The following is a 21,060-nucleotide window of genomic DNA, read 5'->3' as shown; positions in this document are numbered from 1 at the left end:
GCGTCAGCACATTCAACAAAGAAGTGACTGACAGATGGCTTTCGCGAGCAGGCTCGCTCCTACAGGGATCTGCGTCAGGCGGTCTGGCGCAGTTCAGGTTTTTCCAGGATTTGGCTGCGTGCATCCTTCGGGCCGAACACTTCGCGCGGTTCCGGGAACAGGCTTAGCAGCGTCAGGTACACCACCGAGGCCAGGCCCAGAGTCACCGGCAAGCTGATGTCGATGCCACCGGCCATTTCACCCAGCGGGCCAACGAATTGCCCCGGCAGATTGACGAAGCACAAACCGACCACCGCGCTCGGGATCCATGCGCCCAGACCACGCCAGTTCCAGCCGTGGCTGAACCAGTAGCGTCCGCCCTGTTCGCCACGGGTGAACACTTGCAGGTCATCCGGGCAGTAGAAGCCGCGGCGCACCAACAGACCGATGATCATGATCACCATCCATGGCGTGGTGCAGGTGATGATCAGCACGGCGAAAGTCGACACGCTCTGCACCAGGTTCGCCGCAAAGCGGCCGATGAAGATGAAGGCAATCGACAGCACGCCGATCAGTAGCGTCGCTTTCACTCGCGAGAGAACACGCGGGAACACGCTGGACATGTCCAGCCCGGTGCCATACAGCGAGGTAGTGCCGGTGGACATGCCGCCGATCACCGCGATCAGGCACACCGGCAAGAAGAACCAGCTCGGCGATACCGCCAGCAAACCGCCGACATAGTTGTTCGCCGCTATATAGTCCGGCGCCTTGATCGCGACGATGGTCGCGGTGGTCAGGCCGAACAGGAACGGGATGAACGTGGCGATCTGCGATAGCACCACCGCCGCCATGATCCGTTGCTTGGAGGTGTCACGCGGGATGTAGCGCGACCAGTCACCGAGGAACGCACCGAAGGAAATCGGGTTGCTCATCGCCACCAGCGCGGCGCCGATGAACGCGGCCCAGAAGCCCGGCTGACCGAGGCTGACGGTGCCCGCGTAATGCGCGTCGAAAGGACCGGCGAAGGCAAAGATGCCCAGCAGGAATAACAGGCTGGCGCTCCACACCGCGATCTTGTTCACCCACAGCAGAAAGCGGAAGCCGTAGATGCACACGGTCAGCACCAGGATCGCGAACAGACCGTAGGCCAGGCCCAGAGTCAGGTCGGTTTCCGGCAAGCCGATCAGGCGTTTCGCACCACCGATCAGCGCATCCCCCGAACTCCACACCGAGAGCGAGAAAAACGCGATGGCGGTCAACAGCGACAGGAACGAACCGACGATCCGCCCGTGCACGCCGAAGTGCGCACCGGACGACACGGCATTGTTGGTGCCGTTGAGCGGGCCGAACAGGCCCATCGGTGCGAGGATCAGCGAGCCGAGCAGCACGCCCGACACAATCGCCCAGACGCCGGCCTGAAAAGACAGACCGAACAGCACCGGGAAACTGCCGAGCACGGCGGTGGCAAAGGTATTCGAACCACCGAAGATCATCCGGAACAAGTCCGTCGGGCCTGCGCTGCGTTCGTGGTCCGGGATCTGTTCGACCCCGTGGGTTTCAATTTGCGTAAGGCTTTGGTCGTTGTTGTTGTTATTCATGATCTGCTCCGATCATAAAGGCGCGCCTCATCGTGCGTGAGGCGTCACCTGTTTTGGCTAAGGGGATGGCAGCCCTTCCGGCATTGCGGACAAATGTTCGTGGCAGGCCAGCCAATGGCCTTGTTGTTCTAGGCTCGACGCTTGTTTCTTGAAAACAATCGTCTCGCGCTCCTGGCTGAAGTGTTGCTCCCCTTGCATGCGCAGCTCGGTGGCCACGTCATGGATGAAAATCGCCACGTCACCCTGCAGGCTGACAAAGGCGTTGCTCGAGGTGCACGCAAGCACCTCGAAGCCATCCTCGGCGCGCCAGCTGTCCCACAAGGCCTGATAGGCATCGCGCGACAGCAGCGGCTGTTCGAGGGTGTAGAAGACGAAACTCGCATCGGCGCTGAACGCGCCGAAGTAAGCTTCGCGATCGTTACGGGCGAAGGCGGACACCAGTTCGGCGGCCGCTTGCAGAACCTGATCACGTTCGTTCATGACCCGACCCTCAGCGATGGACCACGCCAGGCAGTACGCAGAGCATTTCGTACAGCAGGTTGGCGGCCAGCAGCGAGGTATTGCCGGTGGTGTCATAAGCGGGCGAGACTTCTACCAGATCGCAACCGATCAGGTCGAGGCCTTGGCAGCCGCGGATGATTTCAATTGCCTGAATGGTGGTCAGACCACCGATTTCCGGGGTGCCGGTGCCAGGCGCCCAGGCCGGGTCGATACCGTCGATGTCGAAGCTCAGGTACACCGGACCGCCGCCGACTTTCTCGCGCACTTCGGCCATCAGTGGCGCCAGCGACTTGTGCCAGCACTCTTCGGCCTGCACCACGCGGAAGCCCTGATCGCGGCTCCAGTTGAAGTCATCAGCGGTGTAACCCTGCGCACGCAGACCGATCTGTACGACGCGGTCGCAGTCCAGCAGACCTTCTTCGACAGCGCGACGGAAGGTCGTACCGTGAGCAATCTTCTCGCCGAACATGTGATCGTTGACGTCAGCGTGGGCATCGATGTGCACCAGACCGACCTTGCCGTGCTTTTTATGAATCGCCCGCAGGATCGGCAGGGTGATGGTGTGATCGCCGCCCAGAGTCATCGGGATCACGTTGTGCTCGAGGATGTTGTCGTAGGCTTCTTCGATGATGCGCACGGCGTCGAGCAGGTTGAAAGTGTTGATCGCCACGTCACCGATGTCGGCCACCGACAGCGAGTCGAACGGCGCAGCGCCAGTGGCCATGTTGTACGGGCGGATCATCACTGATTCGGTGCGGATGTCGCGTGGCCCGAAGCGGGTGCCGGGGCGCAGCGAAGTACCGATGTCCAGTGGCACGCCAACAAAGGCAGCGTCCAGGCCGGCAGCGGTCGGTAGATGGGGGAGTCGGAGCATGGTGGCGATGCCGCCGAAGCGCGGCATTTCGTTGCCGCCCAGTGGTTGGTGAAGAATCTTGTCCACGGGTAAGGCCTCATCGTCTTTGTTTTATTTATGTCGGCGCGCCGTGGAGCACGGGTTCGGACGCCGCTGTGGGGCCGATGATGCGAAATGTAGTGAGGGGAAAGAATCGCTACGGGCAAAAACTTAGTTCAGATTTTTCTAAACTAATGGCGAGGCTGGGATTAGACTTCGGCGGGTTCAAGATTGTGATCGGCTGGGGATTGCTGCCCTCACCCCAGCCCTCTCCCGGAGGGAGAGGGAGCTGATCTCCATTGCTTTTTAATTTTGAGTTCGACTCGATATTGCAGGTCGGCGTAAATCCTCATAACAGCTCGGTAGGCTCCCTCTCCCTCGGGGAGAGGGCTGGGGTGAGGGGCTTTTCCCACCGACACACAGTTGCAAAGCCCGGAGCAGACATGGCCAACGCTTTACCCGACCTGAAACTGTTGCGCATCTTCGTCAGCGTCGTCCGTCATCAGGGTTTCGCCACCGCGCAGCAGGAACTCAACCTGTCGACCTCGGCGATCAGCACCTACATGAGCCAGCTCGAAGCCGCGCTCGGCCTGGTGCTGTGCCATCGCGGGCGCGGCGGGTTCAGCCTGACCAGCAAGGGTGAGCTGTTCCATCAGGAAACCCTGCGCCTGCTCGCCGAACTCGAAGGTTTCGAGCAATACGCCGCCGCGCTCAAGGGCGAACTGCGCGGCACGCTCAACCTCGGCGTGATCGACTCCACCGTCAGCGACAAGGCCCTGCCATTCGCCGAGGCCATCGGCGCCTACAGTCAGGAACACCCGGCGGTGCATCTGCATTTGTCGGTGATGAGCCCCTACGAATTGCAACTCGGCGTGCAGGACAACCGCCTCGACCTGGCCATCGGTGCGTTTTCCACGCGCATGAGCGGTCTGGTCTACATGCCGCTGTACCGCGAGCAGCACTGGTTGTATTGCAGCAGCCGGCATCCGTTGTTCAACGAGCGGCGGATTCCCGAGCAGGTCATCACTCAGCAACGCATGGTCGGTCGTGGTTACTGGAGTCAGGCGGAATTGGCCCGGCACGGTTTCAAACACAGCGCCGCGACCGTGGAAAGTATGGAAGCGCAACTGATTCTGGTGCTGTCCGGCGCCTACATCGGTTACTTGCCGGAGCACTACGCGCAGGCCTGGGCCGACAAGGGCGACCTGCGCGTATTGCTGCCGGCGACGTTCGGTTATCAGGCACCGTTTTCAATGATCATGCGCCGGGGCCGTAGTCGCGAACCGCTGATTCAGACGTTCCGTGATCTGCTTAAAGCTCAGTTGAATCAGGCGTAAACAACATGTCCAGACCTCAATGCCCGCGCTGCCTGCGTCCACAAACCCATTGCCTGTGCCCGCTGATTCCGAGCCTCGACAGCCGCACGCGGGTGTTGCTGTTGCAGCATCCGAGCGAGGTCAATCATGCGTTGAATACCGCGCGGCTGGCAGCGTTGGGGTTGAGCAATGCCGAGCTGGTCGTTGGCGAGGTGTTCGAGGATTTGCCGGCGTTGCTGAATCAACCGGGATATCGGGCGCGGCTGTTATTTCCGGCGGAGGATGCGCAGCCGATGCAGGCTTACGTCGAATCCGATGAGCCGCTGTTGCTGGTAGTTCCGGACGGCACATGGCGCAAGGCGCGCAAGATGCTGCACCTCAATCCGCTGCTGGCGGCGTTGCCACGGGTGACGCTGGCCGAGGGCGGGGTGTCGCGCTATCGCTTGCGCAAGGCGCCGGGACCGGGGGCGTTGTCGACCATTGAGGCGATTGTGCAGGCTTTGCAGACGCTGGAGCCGTCGGCGTCATTCGAGCCGTTGCTCAAACCGTTCGAGGCGTTGATCGAGGGGCAGATTGCGGCGATGGGGGAGGAGACGTTTCAGCGTAATCATGCTGAAAAATAGTCGGTGTTCTTGCTGGCCTCATCGCTGGCAAGCCAGCTCCCACAGGGTCTGAGGTGTTCACAGGTTTTGTGGCCGACACGGACACTGTGGGAGCTGGCTTGCCAGCGATGGGGCCAGTCAATTCACCACAAAATCCGGATATCTCTAGCGTTCGCGCATCGCCTCGGTCCGGGCTTTAAGCACCGGTTTCAGCAAGTAATCCAGGACACTCTTCTCCCCGGTAATAATGTCCACCGTCGCCACCATCCCCGGAATGATCAGCAGCGGTTTAACATCCCCGCCCAAATGGTTTTTATCGGTGCGCACCTGAATCAGATAAAAGCTGTTGCCCTTGTCATCGGTAATCGTGTCGGCGCCGATCAACTCAAGCTTGGCGCTCAACCCGCCGTAAATCGTGTAGTCATAGGCACTGAACTTGACCATGGCTTTCTGGCCCGGATGCAGGAACGCGACATCCTGCGGGCGCACTTTGGCTTCGATCAGCAGGTTGTCTTCCAGCGGCACGATTTCAACCATGTCGCTGCCCGGTTGAACCACGCCACCGATGGTGTTGACCTTCAATTGTTTGATCACCCCATGCACCGGTGAGGTCACCGTCGTGCGGGTGACGCGGTCGTCGATGGCGATGCTGGTCGCGGTGATTTTCGACAGATCGGTGCGTTTCTCATTCAGCTCTTTCGCGGCTTCCGAGCGGAAGGTCTGTTCCGACTCGTCGATCTTGCTGCGGATCTCGGCAATCGCTGATTCGGCGCGGGGAATCGCTAGAGTGGTGGCGTTCAACGAGCCACGGATTTCCACGGCGCTGCGTTTCAGCCGTAGGATTTCCACGGGCGAGACCGCGCCGGTTTTTACCAGCGGTTCGGACATGTTCATCTCTTGCTGCAGCAACGCCAGACTGGAACTGAACTGGCCCTGCTTGGAGCGAAATTCGGCGAGTTCCTGAGTCTTCTGCCGCAGTTGTTCGCTCAACGTACGCTGCTCGCTGGCCAGCCGGCGCTGGCGTTGTTCATACAGCGAACGCTCGTCTTCGGCGACTTGCGGTGCCTTGGCGATCACCTCATCAGAGAGCTTGAACGGCCGGCCCTCGGCCTCCGCCGACAACCGTTCGACCTGCGCGGTCAGCGCATAGCGATCGGCCTCGCTCTCGCCCTTGTTCGAGCGAAAGCGCGTGTCATCCAGACGCAGCAGGGTGTCGCCCTTATTGACCATTTGCCCTTCACGCACAAAGATTTCGGTAACGATCCCGCCCTCAAGGTTCTGGATCACCTGCACCTTGCTCGACGGAATCGCCTTGCCTTCGCCCATGGTCACTTCTTCGAGCACGGCGAACTTGGCCCAGACCACCGCGCTGATCAGCAGCGCCGCCGCCAGCCACACGGTGATCCGCGCCCAGCGCGGCGAATCCTGCAGCGAAGCACCGGCGGTTTCCGGCATGAATTCCGCTTCGGCGCTTTTACCGAAACTGTCGAAGTAGCCGCGATCTTTGCTATCGGGGGAAGCAGACATGGGGCAACTCCTAGACCGCCGCCGAGCCGACACGGCCCTTGCGCAGTGCATCGATGACCGCTTCTTTCGGACCGTCGGCGACGACCCGGCCGTTGTCCAGCACCAGCAACCGGTCCACCAGACTCAGCATCGAAGTGCGGTGGGTCACCAGCAGTAAGGTTTTGCCTTGCACCCAGCCATGCAGTTTCTGCCGCAGCAAGTCTTCACTGCTGTTGTCCATGGCGCTGGTGGGTTCGTCGAGCAGCATGATCGGCGGATCAAGCAATAGCGAACGCGCCAGCAACACGGCCTGGCGCTGGCCGCCGGAGAGCAATTGTCCGCGCTCGCCCACCGGCCGATCGAAACCTTGCGGATGCTGGCGAGCGAGTTCGGTCACGCCGGTCAGTTCGGCCACTTCGAGCATCCGCGAATCGCTGATGTAACGTGCGCCGAGGGTCAGGTTGTCACGCAGGCTGCCGGCCAGCAGCGGCAGGTCGTGGGCGACATAACCGATCTGCTGGCGCAGGTCGGCGACATCGAGTTGGCGCAGGTCGAGGCCGTCGAGCAGCAGTTGGCCTTCTTCGGGTTCGTAGAAGCCCATGACCAATCGCGCCAAGGTGCTTTTGCCCGAACCGCTGCGGCCAATGATGCCGACCCGCTCGCCGGGTTTCAGGCTGAAGGTGACGTTGCTCAGCGCCGGCGCATTTTGACCGTTGTAATGGAAGGTCACGCCGTTGACGTCCAGCGCGCCTTGCAACTGCGTGCGCTCCAATGGCCGCTGTTTGCCGTCACGTTCCTGCGGCAAGGCCATCAGCGCATCAGTGCTTTTCATGGTCAGTTGCGCTTGCTGATAGCGCGTGATCAGCCCGGCGATCTGCCCCAGCGGCGCGAGCACACGGCTGCCGAGCATGTAACTGGCGACCAGCGCACCGACGCTGAGATTGCCGGCGATGATGCTGTAGACCCCGGCGACAATGGTCGCCATCCCTGAGAATTGTTGGATGAACAATGTGCCGTTGGTGGCCAGCGCCGACAGGTTGCGCGCATGGCTGTCGAGGCGGGTGAGGGCGCCGTGGGTGCTTTCCCATTTGTGCTGGCGCTCGCTTTCGGCGCTGCAAGCCTTGAGGGTTTCCAGGCCACCGAGGGTTTCGATCAGCACCGCTTGGCGTTCGGCACCGAGGCTCAGGCTCTTTTGCACGGTGTCACGCAGACGCACCTGAATGATCATCGCGAAGATGATGGTGATTGGAAACGCCAGCAGCGGAATCACCACCAGCCAGCCGCCGAGCAAACCGATGACCACCAGCATCAACACCACGAAGGGCAGGTCGATCAGGCTGGTCAGCGTCACTGCCGTGAGAAATTCGCGCAGGCCCTGAAAGTCATGAATGCTCTGCGCAAAACCGCCGATGGTCGCCGGCCGCGCCTTCATCGACATGCCAGTGATGCGTTCGAATAAAGTCGCGGAAAGGATCACATCGGTTTTCTTGCCGGCAGTGTCGAGCAAGTGTGCACGCACCACCCGCAACACCAGCTCGAAACCGGTGCCGATCAGCAGCCCGATCGACAGCACCCACAAGGTCGAAGTGGCCTGATTCGGTACCACGCGGTCGTAGGTCTGCATGACGAACAGCGGCACCATCAGGCCTAAAAGGTTGATCAGGAAACTCGCGAGAATCGCATCGCTGTAGAGCCATTTTGACAGTTTCAACGTGTCGCGAAACCACGCATGCACCCGTGGCACCAACGGCGAGCGCAGGTCTTCGAGTTCGTGGCGCGGACGGGCGAACAAGGCCTGGCCGCTATAGTGCTCGGTGAGTTCTTCGCGGCTGATCCATTGCTCGCCGCCATCGGCTTCGCTGGGCAGGATCAGCGCTTTGCCGTCATCGCCGAAACGCCGCAACACGGCGGTGCGGCCATCGTTGAGCAGCAACAGGATCGGCAGGTTGAGCGGTGAAATATCTTTCAGATCGCGGCGCAAGATGCGCGCCTGCAACCCGGCCCGGGCAGCGGCGCGCGGCAGCAAATCCAGGCTCAGGCGTTGTTTGTTCAAGGGCAGCCCGGCGCTCAGGCTGGCCCGACTGACGATGGCGCCATGCAGTTTGCAGAGGATCAACAGACCGTCGAGTAACGGATCATCGAAGCTCAGCCGCGGATCAATCCCGGAGTGGCCGGGTTCCATGCTGGTCATATTGATCGCCTCTGTTGAACGGGCACGGGAATCCACACATTGATCGTTCCCACGCTCCGCGTGGGAATGCAGCCCGGGACGCTCCGCGTCCCAAAGCGGACGCAGAGCGTCCATTGAGGCATTCCCACGCAGAGCGTGGGAACGATCAACAGGGGACTTATTTCAGTTCAGGCAGCCGCGCTTCGTTTTTGACCTCGGTCGCGGCAATCGCATCGGCCGGCAACACCACCCGTTGTTTGCTCAGCAACTGGCCCATGTTCGCCAGCACGCGGTACATCGAATATTCCTCGGTGTAGCGGATTTCGGTGTAGCGACGGTTGGCGTTGTAGAGCTCGTTTTCACTGTCGAGCAAGTCGAGCAGGGTGCGTTGGCCCAAGCCGAACTGGTCCTGATACGCGGCGCGAACGCGTTTGGTGGTTTCCGCATATTCGCGGGCGGTCGGGGTCTGTTTCTTCGCGTTGACCATGGCGTTCCACGCCAGGTGAATGTTCTCGTTCAACTGACGCAGGGCGTTGTTGCGGATGTCCATCGCCTGGTTGATCTGGTGCGCATCGGAGGCCAGTCGTGCCTTGTCGCTGCCGCCACGGAACAGGTTGTAGTTCATCACCACACCCACACGCCATTCGTTGTCGTGGCCTTCATCGCCCTGCACGTTGTTGTTCGCGCCGACGGCGGCTTCAGCATCGAAGCGTGGATAGAACGGCGACTTGGCGACTTCGTACTGGCTCTCGGCCGATTGCACGTCAGCCTGGGCGGATTTCAGGTACGGGTTGTTTTCGACCATGCTCTGCTGGGCTTCCGGCAGGCTGGTCGGTAATTCGCCACGGGTCGAGGCCGGGGTTTCCAGCTCATCGGGCATGCGCCCGACCACGCTGTAGAAGTTCGATTCGGCGTCGGCCAGATCGACTTCGGCGGTATCGAGGTTGTTCTGTGCCAACGCCTTACGGGCGACCGATTGATCCGAGTCGGCGGTGCTGCCGACGCCACGCTCGGTGCGCAGGCCGATCTGGTCGTTGACCCGCAAATGCGCCTGCAGGTTGTTCTTGGCCAGGGTCACCAGCTCGCGACGCTTGAGTACTTCGAGGTAGACCTCGATGGTGCGCAGGGCCAGGTCCTGTGCGGTGCCTTGCGCGTAGTACGCGCGCGAATTGGACACGCCTTTGGTGCGCTCGACTTCGTTGGCAGTGTTGAAGCCGTCGAACAGCATCTGCCGCAGACGCAGCTCGGACTGGGTGTAATTGAGGATTTCGGTGTGGTGATTTCCGAAGGCCCGGGTGTTGGTGTTGTCGCTGTAGCCACGGCCATACGCAGCATTCAAATCGACCGACGGATAGAAGCCGCCCTTGGCGACTTTGACTTGTTCATCTGCCGACAGGCGGGCGTCCACGCGCGAAGCCAGTTCCGGGTGAGTGGCGATGGTGCTTTGAATAGCCTCGGTAAGGTTCATGGCCTGGGCTTGAGAAGTGCAAGCCATGGCCAGCAAAACCGCGCTGCAGAGGGGGGTTAGAACGCGCATGGGTGCATCTCCCTGAGTCCTGATGGTGTGTTACTGTCGCCAAATATTTGACGATATTTGTAGGTCTAAGCGTTTCACTCTTGTAACAACAGAGCTAAGAACATCCTAGAGCGTAGCTAAGAAAAATTTTTCATAAGGCTTATGCCGAAAAAAACTTATGCGCTTTAGCAAAACCAGCACATTGTTCAGCACGAAAGCCTTTGTTTTATGCGCTTTAGGGAGCTCAGAAAGGCTTGAGGAAAGTTCCACTCACTTTGCGACATACGGCGAAGTACTGCTGAAGGGGAGGGACGCGTAGCGGCGAAAGAGCGACAGATTTTTGTCACTCGGGTGATTCACCACCGTTACGTAGCGTTAGTGGGCGGGCTGTTTGAATCAGGATTCGCAAGTGCTTGATAGCGCTAGGATTTCTCTTCAAACAACTCCTGCGAAACGAACTGTCGAGGGTGCGAGCGTCGCCTCCGACAACCCGATTGAGCCATGGGCTGCTTCGCGAACCAGTGCTGACGGTGGTCGGCAGCGGAGGATTTCACATGGCAACGCTCATCGGTACCGTCACAAAAGTCATTGGTCAGGTATTCGCGCAGGCAGCCGACGGCATCAAGCGTCCGTTGGTTGAGGGCGACCGTTTATTTGCAGGCGATCAACTGATCACCGGCGCTGAAGGCGCGGTGGCGGTGAAACTGCAGAACGGTCAGGAGCTGACCTTGGGTCGCGACAGCAGCCTGACCATGACCGGCCAGTTGCTGGCGGATCAGGCCGCTCATGTGAACGTTGCGGAGGCCGTGACCCCGAGCGAAGCGCAACTGACCGACGTCGAGCAAATCCAGAAAGCCATTGCCGCGGGTGATGACCCCAGCAAAACCGCTGAAGCCACGGCTGCCGGCCCCAATGCCCCCGGCGGTGCACCGGGAGAGGCAGGTGGCGGCCACAGCTTTGTTCTGCTGACTGAAGTCGGCGGGCGTGTAGATCCGATCATCGGCTTCCCCACTGCCGGGTTCGGCGGTATTCCCGAGTTTCCTGAAGAGCGTCATAACGCGGTGATCGACAACGGCGACGACAATGCCGCGCCGATCACGCCGCCGCCACCGCTGGTGGTCAACAGTCCAGTGATCATCGACGGCCTCGCCGTGCCGGGCGGTGAACTGAACCTCAACGAAGCCAATCTGCCTGACGGTTCGGCGGCCAACCCGGGAGCGCTGACGCAGAGCGGCAGTTTCACGGTATCAGCCCCGGATGGCTTGAGCAGCCTGAGCATTGGCGGCATCAACGTCCTTGTCGGCGGCGTGCCGGTCGGTTTTCCACAATCGATCACCACGCAACTGGGCAACACCCTGACCATCACCGGCTACAACCCGGCGACGGGCGCGGTCAGCTACAGCTACACCCTCAACGGCAATGAAACCCACGCTGCCGGCGATGGCGCCAACAGCCTCAGCGAACAGTTCACCGTGATTGCCGGCGACAACAATGGCGACACCGCCACCGGCACCCTTGACGTCAACATCACCGACGACGTGCCGCGCGCGGTCGACGACAACAATGGCACGGCTTCCGAGACGTTGCTGACGTTGACCGGCAACGTCCTGACCAACGATGTGCAAGGCGCCGACCGCGTGCCCACCGGCCCCGATGCCGGGCCGATCACGCCTGGCACTTTCACCGGTACTTACGGCACGCTGGTGCTCAACGCCAACGGCACGTACACCTACACGCTGAACACCAACGATGCCGACTTCAAAAACCTGCACGGCGGTGGCAACGGCACCGAGACCTTCACCTACACCCTCACTGATGCCGATGGCGATACCAGCACGGCAAACCTCGTTCTGCAGATCCACAACAATGATGACCCCGTGATCATCAACGGCTTGAACGTCGAGGGCGGCGAGCTGACGGTCTACGAAAAAAACCTCACTGACGGCAGCGCACCGGATTCCACCGCGCTGACCCAAAACGGCACCTTCACCATCACCGCACTGGACGGCGTCACCACGCTGACCGTCGGTGGCATCGCCGTGGTCACCAACGGTGTCGCCGCAGGCTTCCCGCAATCCGTGACCACGCCGCTGGGCAGTACGCTGACCATCACCGGTTTCAACGCCACCACGGGCGTGGTCAGCTACAGCTACACCCTGGTCGACAACGAAGCGCATCCAACCGCCAACGGCGCGAATAACCTGGCTGAGCAGTTTGCCGTCACCGTGGTCGATGACAACGGCAGCACTGCTAATGGCACCCTCGATGTGAACATCGTCGACGACCTGCCAAAAGCCGTGGATGACAGCAACCCATCGACCGCTTCTGAAACCTTGCTGACGTTGACCGGCAACGTCCCGACCAACGACGTGCAAGGCGCCGACCGTGTGCCGACCGGCCCAGTCACCGCCGGCACATTCACCGGTACCTACGGCACCCTGGTGCTCAACGCCAATGGCACGTACACCTACACGCTGAACCCGACCGATGCCGACTTCAAAAACCTCCACGGCGGCGGCAACGGCACCGAGACCTTCACCTACACCCTCACCGACTCGGACGGCGATACCAGCACGGCGAATCTGGTGCTGCAGATCCACAACAACGACGATCCGGTGATCATCAACGGCCTCGACGTGAATGGCGGCGAACTCACCGTTTACGAGAAAAACCTCACGGACGGCAGCGCACCGGATTCCACTGCACTGCCGCAAAACGGCCCGTTCACCATCACCGCACTGGACGGCGTCACCCCGCTGCCCGTCGGCGGCATCGCCGTGGTCACCAACGGCGTCGCCGCAGGCTTTCCGCAATCCGTAACCACGCCGCTGGGCAGTACGCTGACCATCACCGGTTTCAACGCCACCACCGGCGTCGTCAGTTACAGCTACACGCTGGTCGACAACGAAGCGCACCCGACGGCCAACGGCGCGAACAATCTGCCGGAGCAGTTCGCCGTTACCGTGGGCGATGACAACGGCACCACAGCCAACGCCACGCTCGATGTGAACATCGTCGACGACCGGCCGAAGGCCAACGATGACAGCAACGGAACAGCGTCAGAAAGCCAACTGACGTTGACCGGCACCGTCCTGACCAACGACGTGCAAGGCGCTGATCGTGTGCCGACCGGGCCAGTCACGGCCGGCACATTCACCGGCACTTACGGCACCCTGGTGCTCAACGCCAATGGCACGTACACCTACACGCTGAACACCAACGACGCCGACTTCAAAAACCTCCACGGCGGCGGCAACGGCACGGAAACCTTCGCCTACACCATCACCGACTCGGATGGTGATACCAGCACCGCCAATCTGGTGCTGAACATCCACAACAACGACGATCCGGTGCTGCTCAACGGCCTCGACGTCAATGGCGGCGAACTCACCGTCTACGAGAAAAACCTCACGGACGGCAGCGCACCCGACTCCACGGCGTTGACCCAAAACGGCACGTTTACCATCACCGCACTGGACGGCGTCACCACGCTCACCGTCGGCGGCATTGCTGTCGTCACCAACGGCGTAGCCGCAGGCTTTCCGCAATCGGTCACCACGCCGCTGGGCAGTACGCTGACTATCACCGGTTTCAACGCCACCACTGGCGTGGTCAGTTACAGCTACACGCTGGTCGACAACGAAGCGCACCCGACGGCCAACGGCGCGAACAATCTGCCGGAGCAGTTCGCCGTTACCGTGGTCGATGACAACGGCACCACAGCCAACGCCACGCTCGATGTGAACATCGTCGACGACCTGCCGAAGGCCAACGATGACAGCAACGGAACAGCGTCAGAAAGCCAACTGACCCTGACCGGCAACGTGCTGACTAACGATGTGCAAGGTGCTGACCGCGTACCGACCGGGCCAGTCACGGCCGGCACATTCACCGGCACTTACGGCACCCTGGTGCTCAACGCCAATGGCACCTACACCTACACGCTGAACACCAACGACACCGACTTCAAAAACCTCCACGGCGGCGGCAACGGCACGGAAACCTTCGCCTACACCATCACCGACTCGGACGGCGATACCAGCACGGCGAATCTGGTGCTGCAGATCCACAACAACGACGATCCGGTGATCATCAACGGCCTCGACGTCAACGGTGGCGAACTCACTGTCTACGAGAAAAACCTCAGCGACGGCACCGCTCCAGACACCCCGGCGCTGACCCAGAGCGGCACCTTCACCGTCACCGCCCTCGACGGTCTGCAGACCCTGACCGTGGGCGGCATCAACGTGGTCAGCGGTGGCGTGGCGGCAGGCTTCCCGCAATCGGTCGTCACGCCGCTCGGCAGCACGTTGACCATCACCGGTTACAACCCCGCTACCGGCGTGGTCAGTTACAGCTACACGCTGGTCGACAACGAAACCCATCCGAACGCCAACGGCGCCAACAGCATCACCGAGAACTTCAACGTCGTTGCCACGGACACCGATGGCAGCACTGCCAACGGCCAGATCAACGTCAATATCGTCGATGATCTGCCCAGCGCCCACCCTGACGCGGCGTCGGTGGCGGAGGGCGGCACGGTCAGCGGTAATGTGCTGAACAATGACATCGGCGGCGCCGATGGCCCGGCCGTGACCGGTGCGGTAGTCGGTGTGCGCGCCGGCTCCGATACCTCGACCTCGGCTATCGGCGGCCTCAACAGCAACATCAACGGCACCTACGGCTACCTGACCCTGGACGCCAACGGCAACGCCGTCTACCACAGCAATCCCAACGTCGTGAACGGCCCGGGCGCAGTGGATGTGTTCACCTACACCGTGCGCGATGCCGACGGTGATGAAAGCACTACCACCATCACCATCGATGTCGCCAACAGCAAACTGTGTGCGACCAGCGACACCGACGTCACCGTCTTCGAGAAAGCGCTGGATCTGACCAAGGACGGCGCGGATCTGGCGCCCGGTACGGTCACTGGCAGCGACCCGACCAGCACCGGCGAAACTGCGTCCGGCACGCTAGTCGGCTCGGTCACTGGTGCGGTCGGCGCGATCAGCTATGCACTGGTCGGCAGCGCCAGCGGCAACTACGGGCAGATCGTCCTCAACCCCAACGGCACGTACACCTACACCCTGACCTCGCCGGCGAGCACCACGCCGCATGCCGACGATGGCGCCAACAGCCTGACTGAAACCTTCACCTATCAGGCCACTGATTCACTGGGCAACATCGTCACCAGCACCATCGTCGTCAACATCGTCGATGATGTGCCGAAAGCCGTGAACGACAGCAACGCCAACAGCGCTGCGGAAACGCAACTGACCCTGACCGGCAACGTGCTGACCAACGACGTGCAAGGCGCCGATGTGGTCGCAACCGGACCGAATGCCGGGCCGATCACCGCCGGCACCTTCACCGGTACTTACGGCACGCTGGTGCTCAACGCCAACGGCACATACACCTACACGCTGAACCCCAACGATGCCGACTTCAAAAACCTGCACGGCGGCGGTAACGGCACCGAGACGTTCACCTATACCCTGACCGACGCCGACGGCGATACCAGCACCGCCAATCTGGTGCTGAACATCCACAACAACGACGATCCGGTGCTGCTCAACGGCCTCGACGTCAACGGCGGCGAACTCACCGTCTACGAGAAAAACCTCGGCGACGGCACCAGCCCCGACACCCCGGCGCTGACCCGGAGCGGCACCTTCACCGTGACCGCGCTCGATGGCCTGCAAACCCTCACCGTTGGGGGCATTGCCGTGGTCACCAACGGTGTTGCCGCAGGTTTCCCGCAATCCGTCGTCTCGCCGCTGGGCAGCACCTTCACCGTCACTGGTTACAACCCCGCGACCGGTGTTGTGAGTTACAGCTACACCCTGGTCGACAACGAAACCCACCCGAACGCCAACGGTGCCAACAGCCTCACCGAGAACTTCAACGTGGTGGCGACGGACACCGATGGCAGCACTGCCAACGGCCAGATCAACGTCAATATCATCGACGACCTGCCGACCGCCAAACCCGACACCGGCTCGGTGGCGGAGGGCGGTACGGTCAACGTCAGCGTGCTCGGTAATGACATCAGTGGTGCCGATGGCGCGGCCACGGTGGTTGGCGTGCGCGCCGGCAGCAACACCGGCACTTCGGCCATCGGCGGCCTCAACAGCAACATCAATGGCAACTTCGGTTACCTGACCCTCGACGCGGCGGGCAATGCCGTCTATCACAGCAACCCGAACTCGGTGAGCCCACCCGGCGCCACCGACACCTTCACTTACACCATCCGCGACAGCGACGGCGATGAAAGCACCACGACCATCACCATCAATGTCGCCGACAGCAAACTGCTGGCCTCGGTCGATCAGGACGTGACGGTCTATGAAAAAGCCCTCGACCTGAGCAAGGACGGCGCGGATCTGGCCCCCGGTACGGTCACCGGCAGCGACCCGAGCAACACTGGCGAAACCGCCACCGGCACGCTGGTCGGTGCGGTCACTGGCGGCAGTGGCGCGATTACCTACACCCTGGTCGGCAGCGCCACCGGCAGCTACGGGCAGATCCAGCTCAATGCCGACGGCACCTACACTTACACGTTGACTTCGGCGCCGAAAACCTCGCCGAGCGCCAACGACGGGGCCAACACCCTCAGCGAAAGTTTCACCTACAAAGCCACTGACGCTCTGGGCAACAGCACCACCAGCACCCTCGTGGTGAACATCGTCGATGACGTACCAAAAGCCGTGGCCTCGGATCGCTCGGTGGCGGCGGTGGAGATCGATTCCAACCTGCTCATCGTTCTCGACATCTCCGGCAGTATGGCCGATGCCTCCGGCGTGCCAGGCCTGTCGCGGTTGGCCCTGGCCAAGCAGGCGATCAGCGCCTTGCTCGACAAGTACGACGACCTCGGTGATGTCAAAGTCCAGCTCGTCACCTTCAGCAGCAACGCCACTGACCGAACCTCGGTGTGGGTTGATGTGGCGACCGCGAAGACGATTCTCGCCGGTCTGACGGCGGGTGGCGGCACCAACTACGACGCCGCCGTGGCGGTGATGCAAACCGCGTTCAACACCTCGGGCAAACTCACCGGGGCGCAGAACGTCGGCTACTTCTTCTCGGACGGCAAACCCAACGAAGGCGACATCAACGCTGCTGACGAAGCCGCGCTGAAAAACTTCCTCGATGCCAACAACATCAAGAACTACGCGATTGGCCTGGGCAGCGGCGTGAGCAATGCCAACCTCGACCCGCTGGCGTACGATGGCATCAGCCACACCAACACCAACGCGGTGGTGGTCACCGACCTCAACCAGCTCAACTCGGTGCTGTCCGGCACCGTACAGGGTGCGCCGGTCACCGGTTCGTTGCTGGGCGAGGGCGGCACCTTCGGCGCTGATGGTGGTTTCATCAAATCCATCGTGATCGACGGCACCACCTACACCTACGATCCGAAAGCCCTCAGCGGCCAAGGCTCGTTGACGCCAAGCGGCGGCACCAATCACGGTACTTTCAACACCGCCAACAACACGTTGAGCATCGCCACCAATAACGGCGGCACACTGCTGATCAACCTCGACAGCGGCGACTACACCTACACCTCGCAGAAAACCACGGCGGTGCTGATCACCGAGAACATCGGCTTCACCGTCAGCGACAACGACGGCGACCTCGCCAGCTCGACGCTGACCGTAAAAGTGATTCCTAATGCGCCGCCGGTGGCGGTGGATGACCACGTCATCACCAACGTGCTCTCGGGCAACATCGTCGTGCCGGGCGAGCTGCTGCTGGCCAACGACACCGACCCCAACGGCGATACCCTCAACGCCACACCGACCAGTTTCAACACCGGCTGGATCTCGAAAGCCGCGGACTTCACCGGCACCGGCGCGATCAATTTCACCGGCACCAACGTCAACACCGCCGCCAACCAGAACCTGGCCAACGTGCGCAGTTCGTTCAGCGCCAACGCTGCGACCATGACTGCCTTGCTGGTGGTCAGTGGCTATCTCGGCGCGGTGACCAACAGCAATGCCAACGATGAAGACCGCATCACCGTCAACCTGCGCCAGGGCGAAACCCTCAACCTCGATCACAACCTGGCGGCCGGTCACGTCACCATGGAGTACTCGATCAACGGTGGCGCCTACACAACCCTGGCAGATGGGCAAACCCTCACCGCGTCGGCCGATGGCGTCTATCAGATCCACATCACCAACATCGCCAATCCCAGCGGTGGCGGTAACCCCAACGCGGCGGAAAACTATCAGCTGACCATGACCCTCAACTATGCCGGGGCCCACGACATCACTCCGGACTTCCACGGCAGCTACACCGCCAACGACAACCATGGCGGCAGCGACACCGCCAACGTCAGCATCAGCTATCAGGACGGCCACACCCTCACTGGCACTGCGGGGGATGACGTGCTGGTGGCCGGCAGCGGCGACAACATCATCAACGCCGGCGACGGCAACGATGTGCTCACTGCAGGCTCCGGCAACAACGAGCTGCACGGCGGCGCCGGTAACGACTTGCTCTACAGCGGCCCGGGCAATGACCTGCTCGATGGCGGCACTGGCATCGACACCGCAAGCTATGCCCACGCTACCGCCGGTGTGACGGTCAACCTCGGCCTGCTCGGTGCGCAAAACACCCTCGGCGCCGGCCCCGACACCCTGACCGGGATCGAGAACCTGATCGGCTCGAACTTCAACGACACCCTCACCGGCGACAACAATAACAACGTGATCAACGGTGGCCTCGGCAACGACATCCTCAACGGTGGCGGTGGCGACGACCTGCTGATCGGCGGCATGGGCAACAACACCATGACCGGCGGCGCAGGGGCCGATACCTTCCAGTGGCTCAAGGGCAACAGCGGCCACGACCTGATCACCGACTTCACCCCCGGCACCGACAAGCTCGACCTGTCGCAACTGCTGCAGGGCGAAAACGGCACCACCGCGTCGCTCGACGACTACCTGCACTTCACCGTCTCCGGCAGCGGCGCGTCGGTGATGACCAGCATCGACGTCAGCGCCATGGCCGGCGCCACGCCGAACCAGACCATCGACCTCGCCGGCGTCAACCTCGCCAGCCATTACGGCGTGACCCCGGGGGCGGGCGGAATGATCGCCAGCGGGCACGACACGGCGACGATCATCAGCGGGATGCTGAATGATCATTCGTTGAAGGTGGATACGGTTTGATCGAGGGCTGAAACGACAAAACCCGCCGCCCCGGTTGATCGGGGCGGCGGGTTTTTTTTGTCTGGAGATATCTATTGCCTGTGAATAAGCCATCGCGAGCAGGCTCACTCCCACAGTGGATTTGCGATGGTCACCATTTTTGTGCCCGACAAAAATCCCCTGTAGGAGTGAGCCTGCTCGCGATAAACACCTGACAGCCACCCAATCCCTCACAGGTTCACTCAATCCCTGTGGGAGATTCTATGGTTGAGGGGAAGCCCTCAACCTCCCTTCGGCTGGTATTCGCTTTGCCCCTTCAGCAGGGCGAATACTACTCGCGCAAGCTTGCGAGCCAATATCACCAGCGCCTGTGTCGTACTGAACCCACGGTTTCTTTGCTCCTCGTAGAAGCTTTTCCAAGCCGGTGTACGGCTGGCCGACATGGCTGCGTTATGGAGCAGTCGCCGGCGACCGTCCTTTTGTCCTGACTGCGACACGCGCAAATCCATCCCCAAAAACGCAATAAATGCATCCGCGTTTTTGAAGTCGCCCCGCTGAAATGTTGCGATCAAACGGGCTCCGGTCAAAAAACCAATACCTTCAACGTTTGTGCAGCGCTTCAGATCTGCGAGCAGCCCAGCCTCTTTTAATTGATCGTTGATCATCTTCACGACTTGCAGCTTGAAGCTGTCGTCGAATGCCCTGCGTTTTTTGGTCATGAATAACTCCCCGATAGATGTATTTTCCACCTATCGGGGTGTCCGGGGAAATTAGACCACTGCATATAACGTAATTGAACCGTATTTCGCCGTTTCATGCGCCTGAGAAAAACTCTGCGAAACTGTATTGAATACGCTTGAGTATCCTCCTGATGGCGGAACGCAGCACCACAGTTCACCAGCGCTCAATCGAATAGGACTATTGAAGCGTTTCAGATGGTCTAGATCTGATTGGGTGAATGGCCTGTGGCCTCGTCTATTCCCAATGTTCGTTGCTAAATCTGTTGGCACATGAAAGCTAGCTACCAAATCCCATACGTTAGAAACGACAACTTGATAAGTCACGAATTTGCCTGCGCTATCATGTACATCGATAAATGCTGACCCGTTTTTGACTCCAGTTACTTCGCCGCGACTGTCTACAGTTGCAACATTTATGTTGCGAGACCAATATCTATAGGGAGGTGTGCCACCGGAGGGTAATCTGGTAGCGAAATTTCCAGGTACTGGGCTTGTGTTCCACCAGTTTATTTTAAAAGCTGACAGGCGAAGAGGGGTTGTATCTATAGCCAGTTCCTTGACTATTACAGTCAGCGTCCGCGCAGCCGATACCTGTCCACTGCCATACAGCGCGGTGGCGGTGAAGCTGTGAGCAGCCACGCTCAAGCCCGTAATGATCAGCTCCCACAGGCCTGTCGTCAGATTAACCGTCGCCTCACCTTTGACGGTGGCGCCATCCTTGATCTGGACTTTCTGACCTTTAGCCCCGGCTCCTGAAAGTTTGACTGTGGTGTCGACGGTCGTACCGCCCTGAGGAATTACCACGCCTTTGGAGTCCAGGGCCTGAGTGATGGTCGGTGCGGTACTGGCGATTACCGTCAATGTCCGCGCAGCCGATACCTGTCCACTGCCATACAGCGCGGTGGCGGTGAAACTATGGGCGGCCACGGTCAAACCGGTCACAGTCAGTTCCCACAAGCCTGTCGTCAGATTAACCGTCGCCTCACCTTTGATGGTGGCGCCATCCTTGATCTGGACTTTCTGACCTTTAGCCCCGGCCCCTGAAAGTTTGACTGTGGTGTCGACGGTCGTACCGCCCTGAGGAA

General features: G+C 60.8%; 10 protein-coding genes and 1 pseudogene. 3 read left to right on the top strand and 8 right to left on the bottom strand.

Annotated elements, in window-relative coordinates; translation table 11 throughout:
* Nucleotides 1–74 precede the first annotated feature (74 nt).
* From AK821_RS04125 to speB, 3 genes are read right to left on the bottom strand one after another with little or no spacing between them, the layout of a single operon-like run.
* On the bottom strand, nt 75–1,577 hold the full coding sequence (locus tag AK821_RS04125) for a purine-cytosine permease family protein (protein ID WP_064388316.1): 1,503 nt from the start codon (nt 1,575–1,577) through the stop codon (nt 75–77).
* 57 nt (nt 1,578–1,634) lie between these two features.
* Nucleotides 1,635–2,057, bottom strand: a complete 423-nt coding sequence (locus AK821_RS04120; protein WP_064388315.1) for a YybH family protein — start codon at nt 2,055–2,057, stop codon at nt 1,635–1,637.
* Nucleotides 2,058–2,067: 10 nt separating this feature from the next.
* A complete protein-coding gene (gene speB / locus AK821_RS04115; RefSeq protein WP_064388313.1) occupies nt 2,068–3,018 on the bottom strand; it encodes an agmatinase in 951 nt (316 codons plus the stop codon).
* Nucleotides 3,019–3,413: 395 nt separating this feature from the next.
* On the opposite strand from speB, the gene AK821_RS04110 reads away from it, so the two are divergent.
* Together AK821_RS04110 and AK821_RS04105 are read left to right on the top strand one after the other, a co-directional pair.
* Nucleotides 3,414–4,307, top strand: coding sequence for a LysR family transcriptional regulator (locus AK821_RS04110; RefSeq protein ID WP_064388311.1), 894 nt, complete (start codon nt 3,414–3,416; stop codon nt 4,305–4,307).
* A gap of 5 nt (nt 4,308–4,312) precedes the next feature.
* Complete coding sequence (locus tag AK821_RS04105) at nt 4,313–4,909, top strand: tRNA-uridine aminocarboxypropyltransferase (protein WP_064388309.1); 597 nt, start codon at nt 4,313–4,315, stop codon at nt 4,907–4,909.
* Between the two features lie 144 nt (nt 4,910–5,053).
* Here the strand turns inward: AK821_RS04105 and AK821_RS04100 are convergent, their stop codons facing one another.
* The 3 genes from AK821_RS04100 to AK821_RS04090 form a co-directional block, all read right to left on the bottom strand.
* Nucleotides 5,054–6,415: an HlyD family type I secretion periplasmic adaptor subunit gene (locus AK821_RS04100; protein WP_064388307.1), complete on the bottom strand. Its 1,362-nt coding sequence runs from the start codon at nt 6,413–6,415 to the stop codon at nt 5,054–5,056.
* A 10-nt stretch (nt 6,416–6,425) separates the two neighbouring features.
* A complete protein-coding gene (locus AK821_RS04095) occupies nt 6,426–8,585 on the bottom strand; it encodes a type I secretion system permease/ATPase (protein ID WP_064388305.1) in 2,160 nt (719 codons plus the stop codon).
* 157 nt (nt 8,586–8,742) lie between these two features.
* Complete coding sequence (locus AK821_RS04090) at nt 8,743–10,101, bottom strand: TolC family outer membrane protein (RefSeq protein WP_064388304.1); 1,359 nt, start codon at nt 10,099–10,101, stop codon at nt 8,743–8,745.
* Nucleotides 10,102–10,634: 533 nt separating this feature from the next.
* On the opposite strand from AK821_RS04090, the gene AK821_RS04085 reads away from it, so the two are divergent.
* Nucleotides 10,635–19,256, top strand: coding sequence for a retention module-containing protein (locus tag AK821_RS04085; protein WP_064388302.1), 8,622 nt, complete (start codon nt 10,635–10,637; stop codon nt 19,254–19,256).
* A gap of 260 nt (nt 19,257–19,516) precedes the next feature.
* Here AK821_RS04085 and AK821_RS04080 read toward each other — a convergent pair.
* A pseudogene (locus AK821_RS04080) lies at nt 19,517–19,909 on the bottom strand (transposase); the annotation flags it as partial.
* Between the two features lie 96 nt (nt 19,910–20,005).
* Nucleotides 20,006–21,060: Ig-like domain-containing protein (locus tag AK821_RS04075; RefSeq protein ID WP_177330937.1), on the bottom strand; the 1,055-nt coding region annotated here is incomplete at its 5' end.

The sequence above is a fragment of the Pseudomonas sp. RIT-PI-r genome, from assembly GCF_001297015.1.
Taxonomy (GTDB): Bacteria; Pseudomonadota; Gammaproteobacteria; order Pseudomonadales; family Pseudomonadaceae; genus Aquipseudomonas.
The sequence above is the reverse complement of the archived record's forward strand: the minus strand, read 5'-3'. Positions and strand labels throughout refer to the sequence as shown.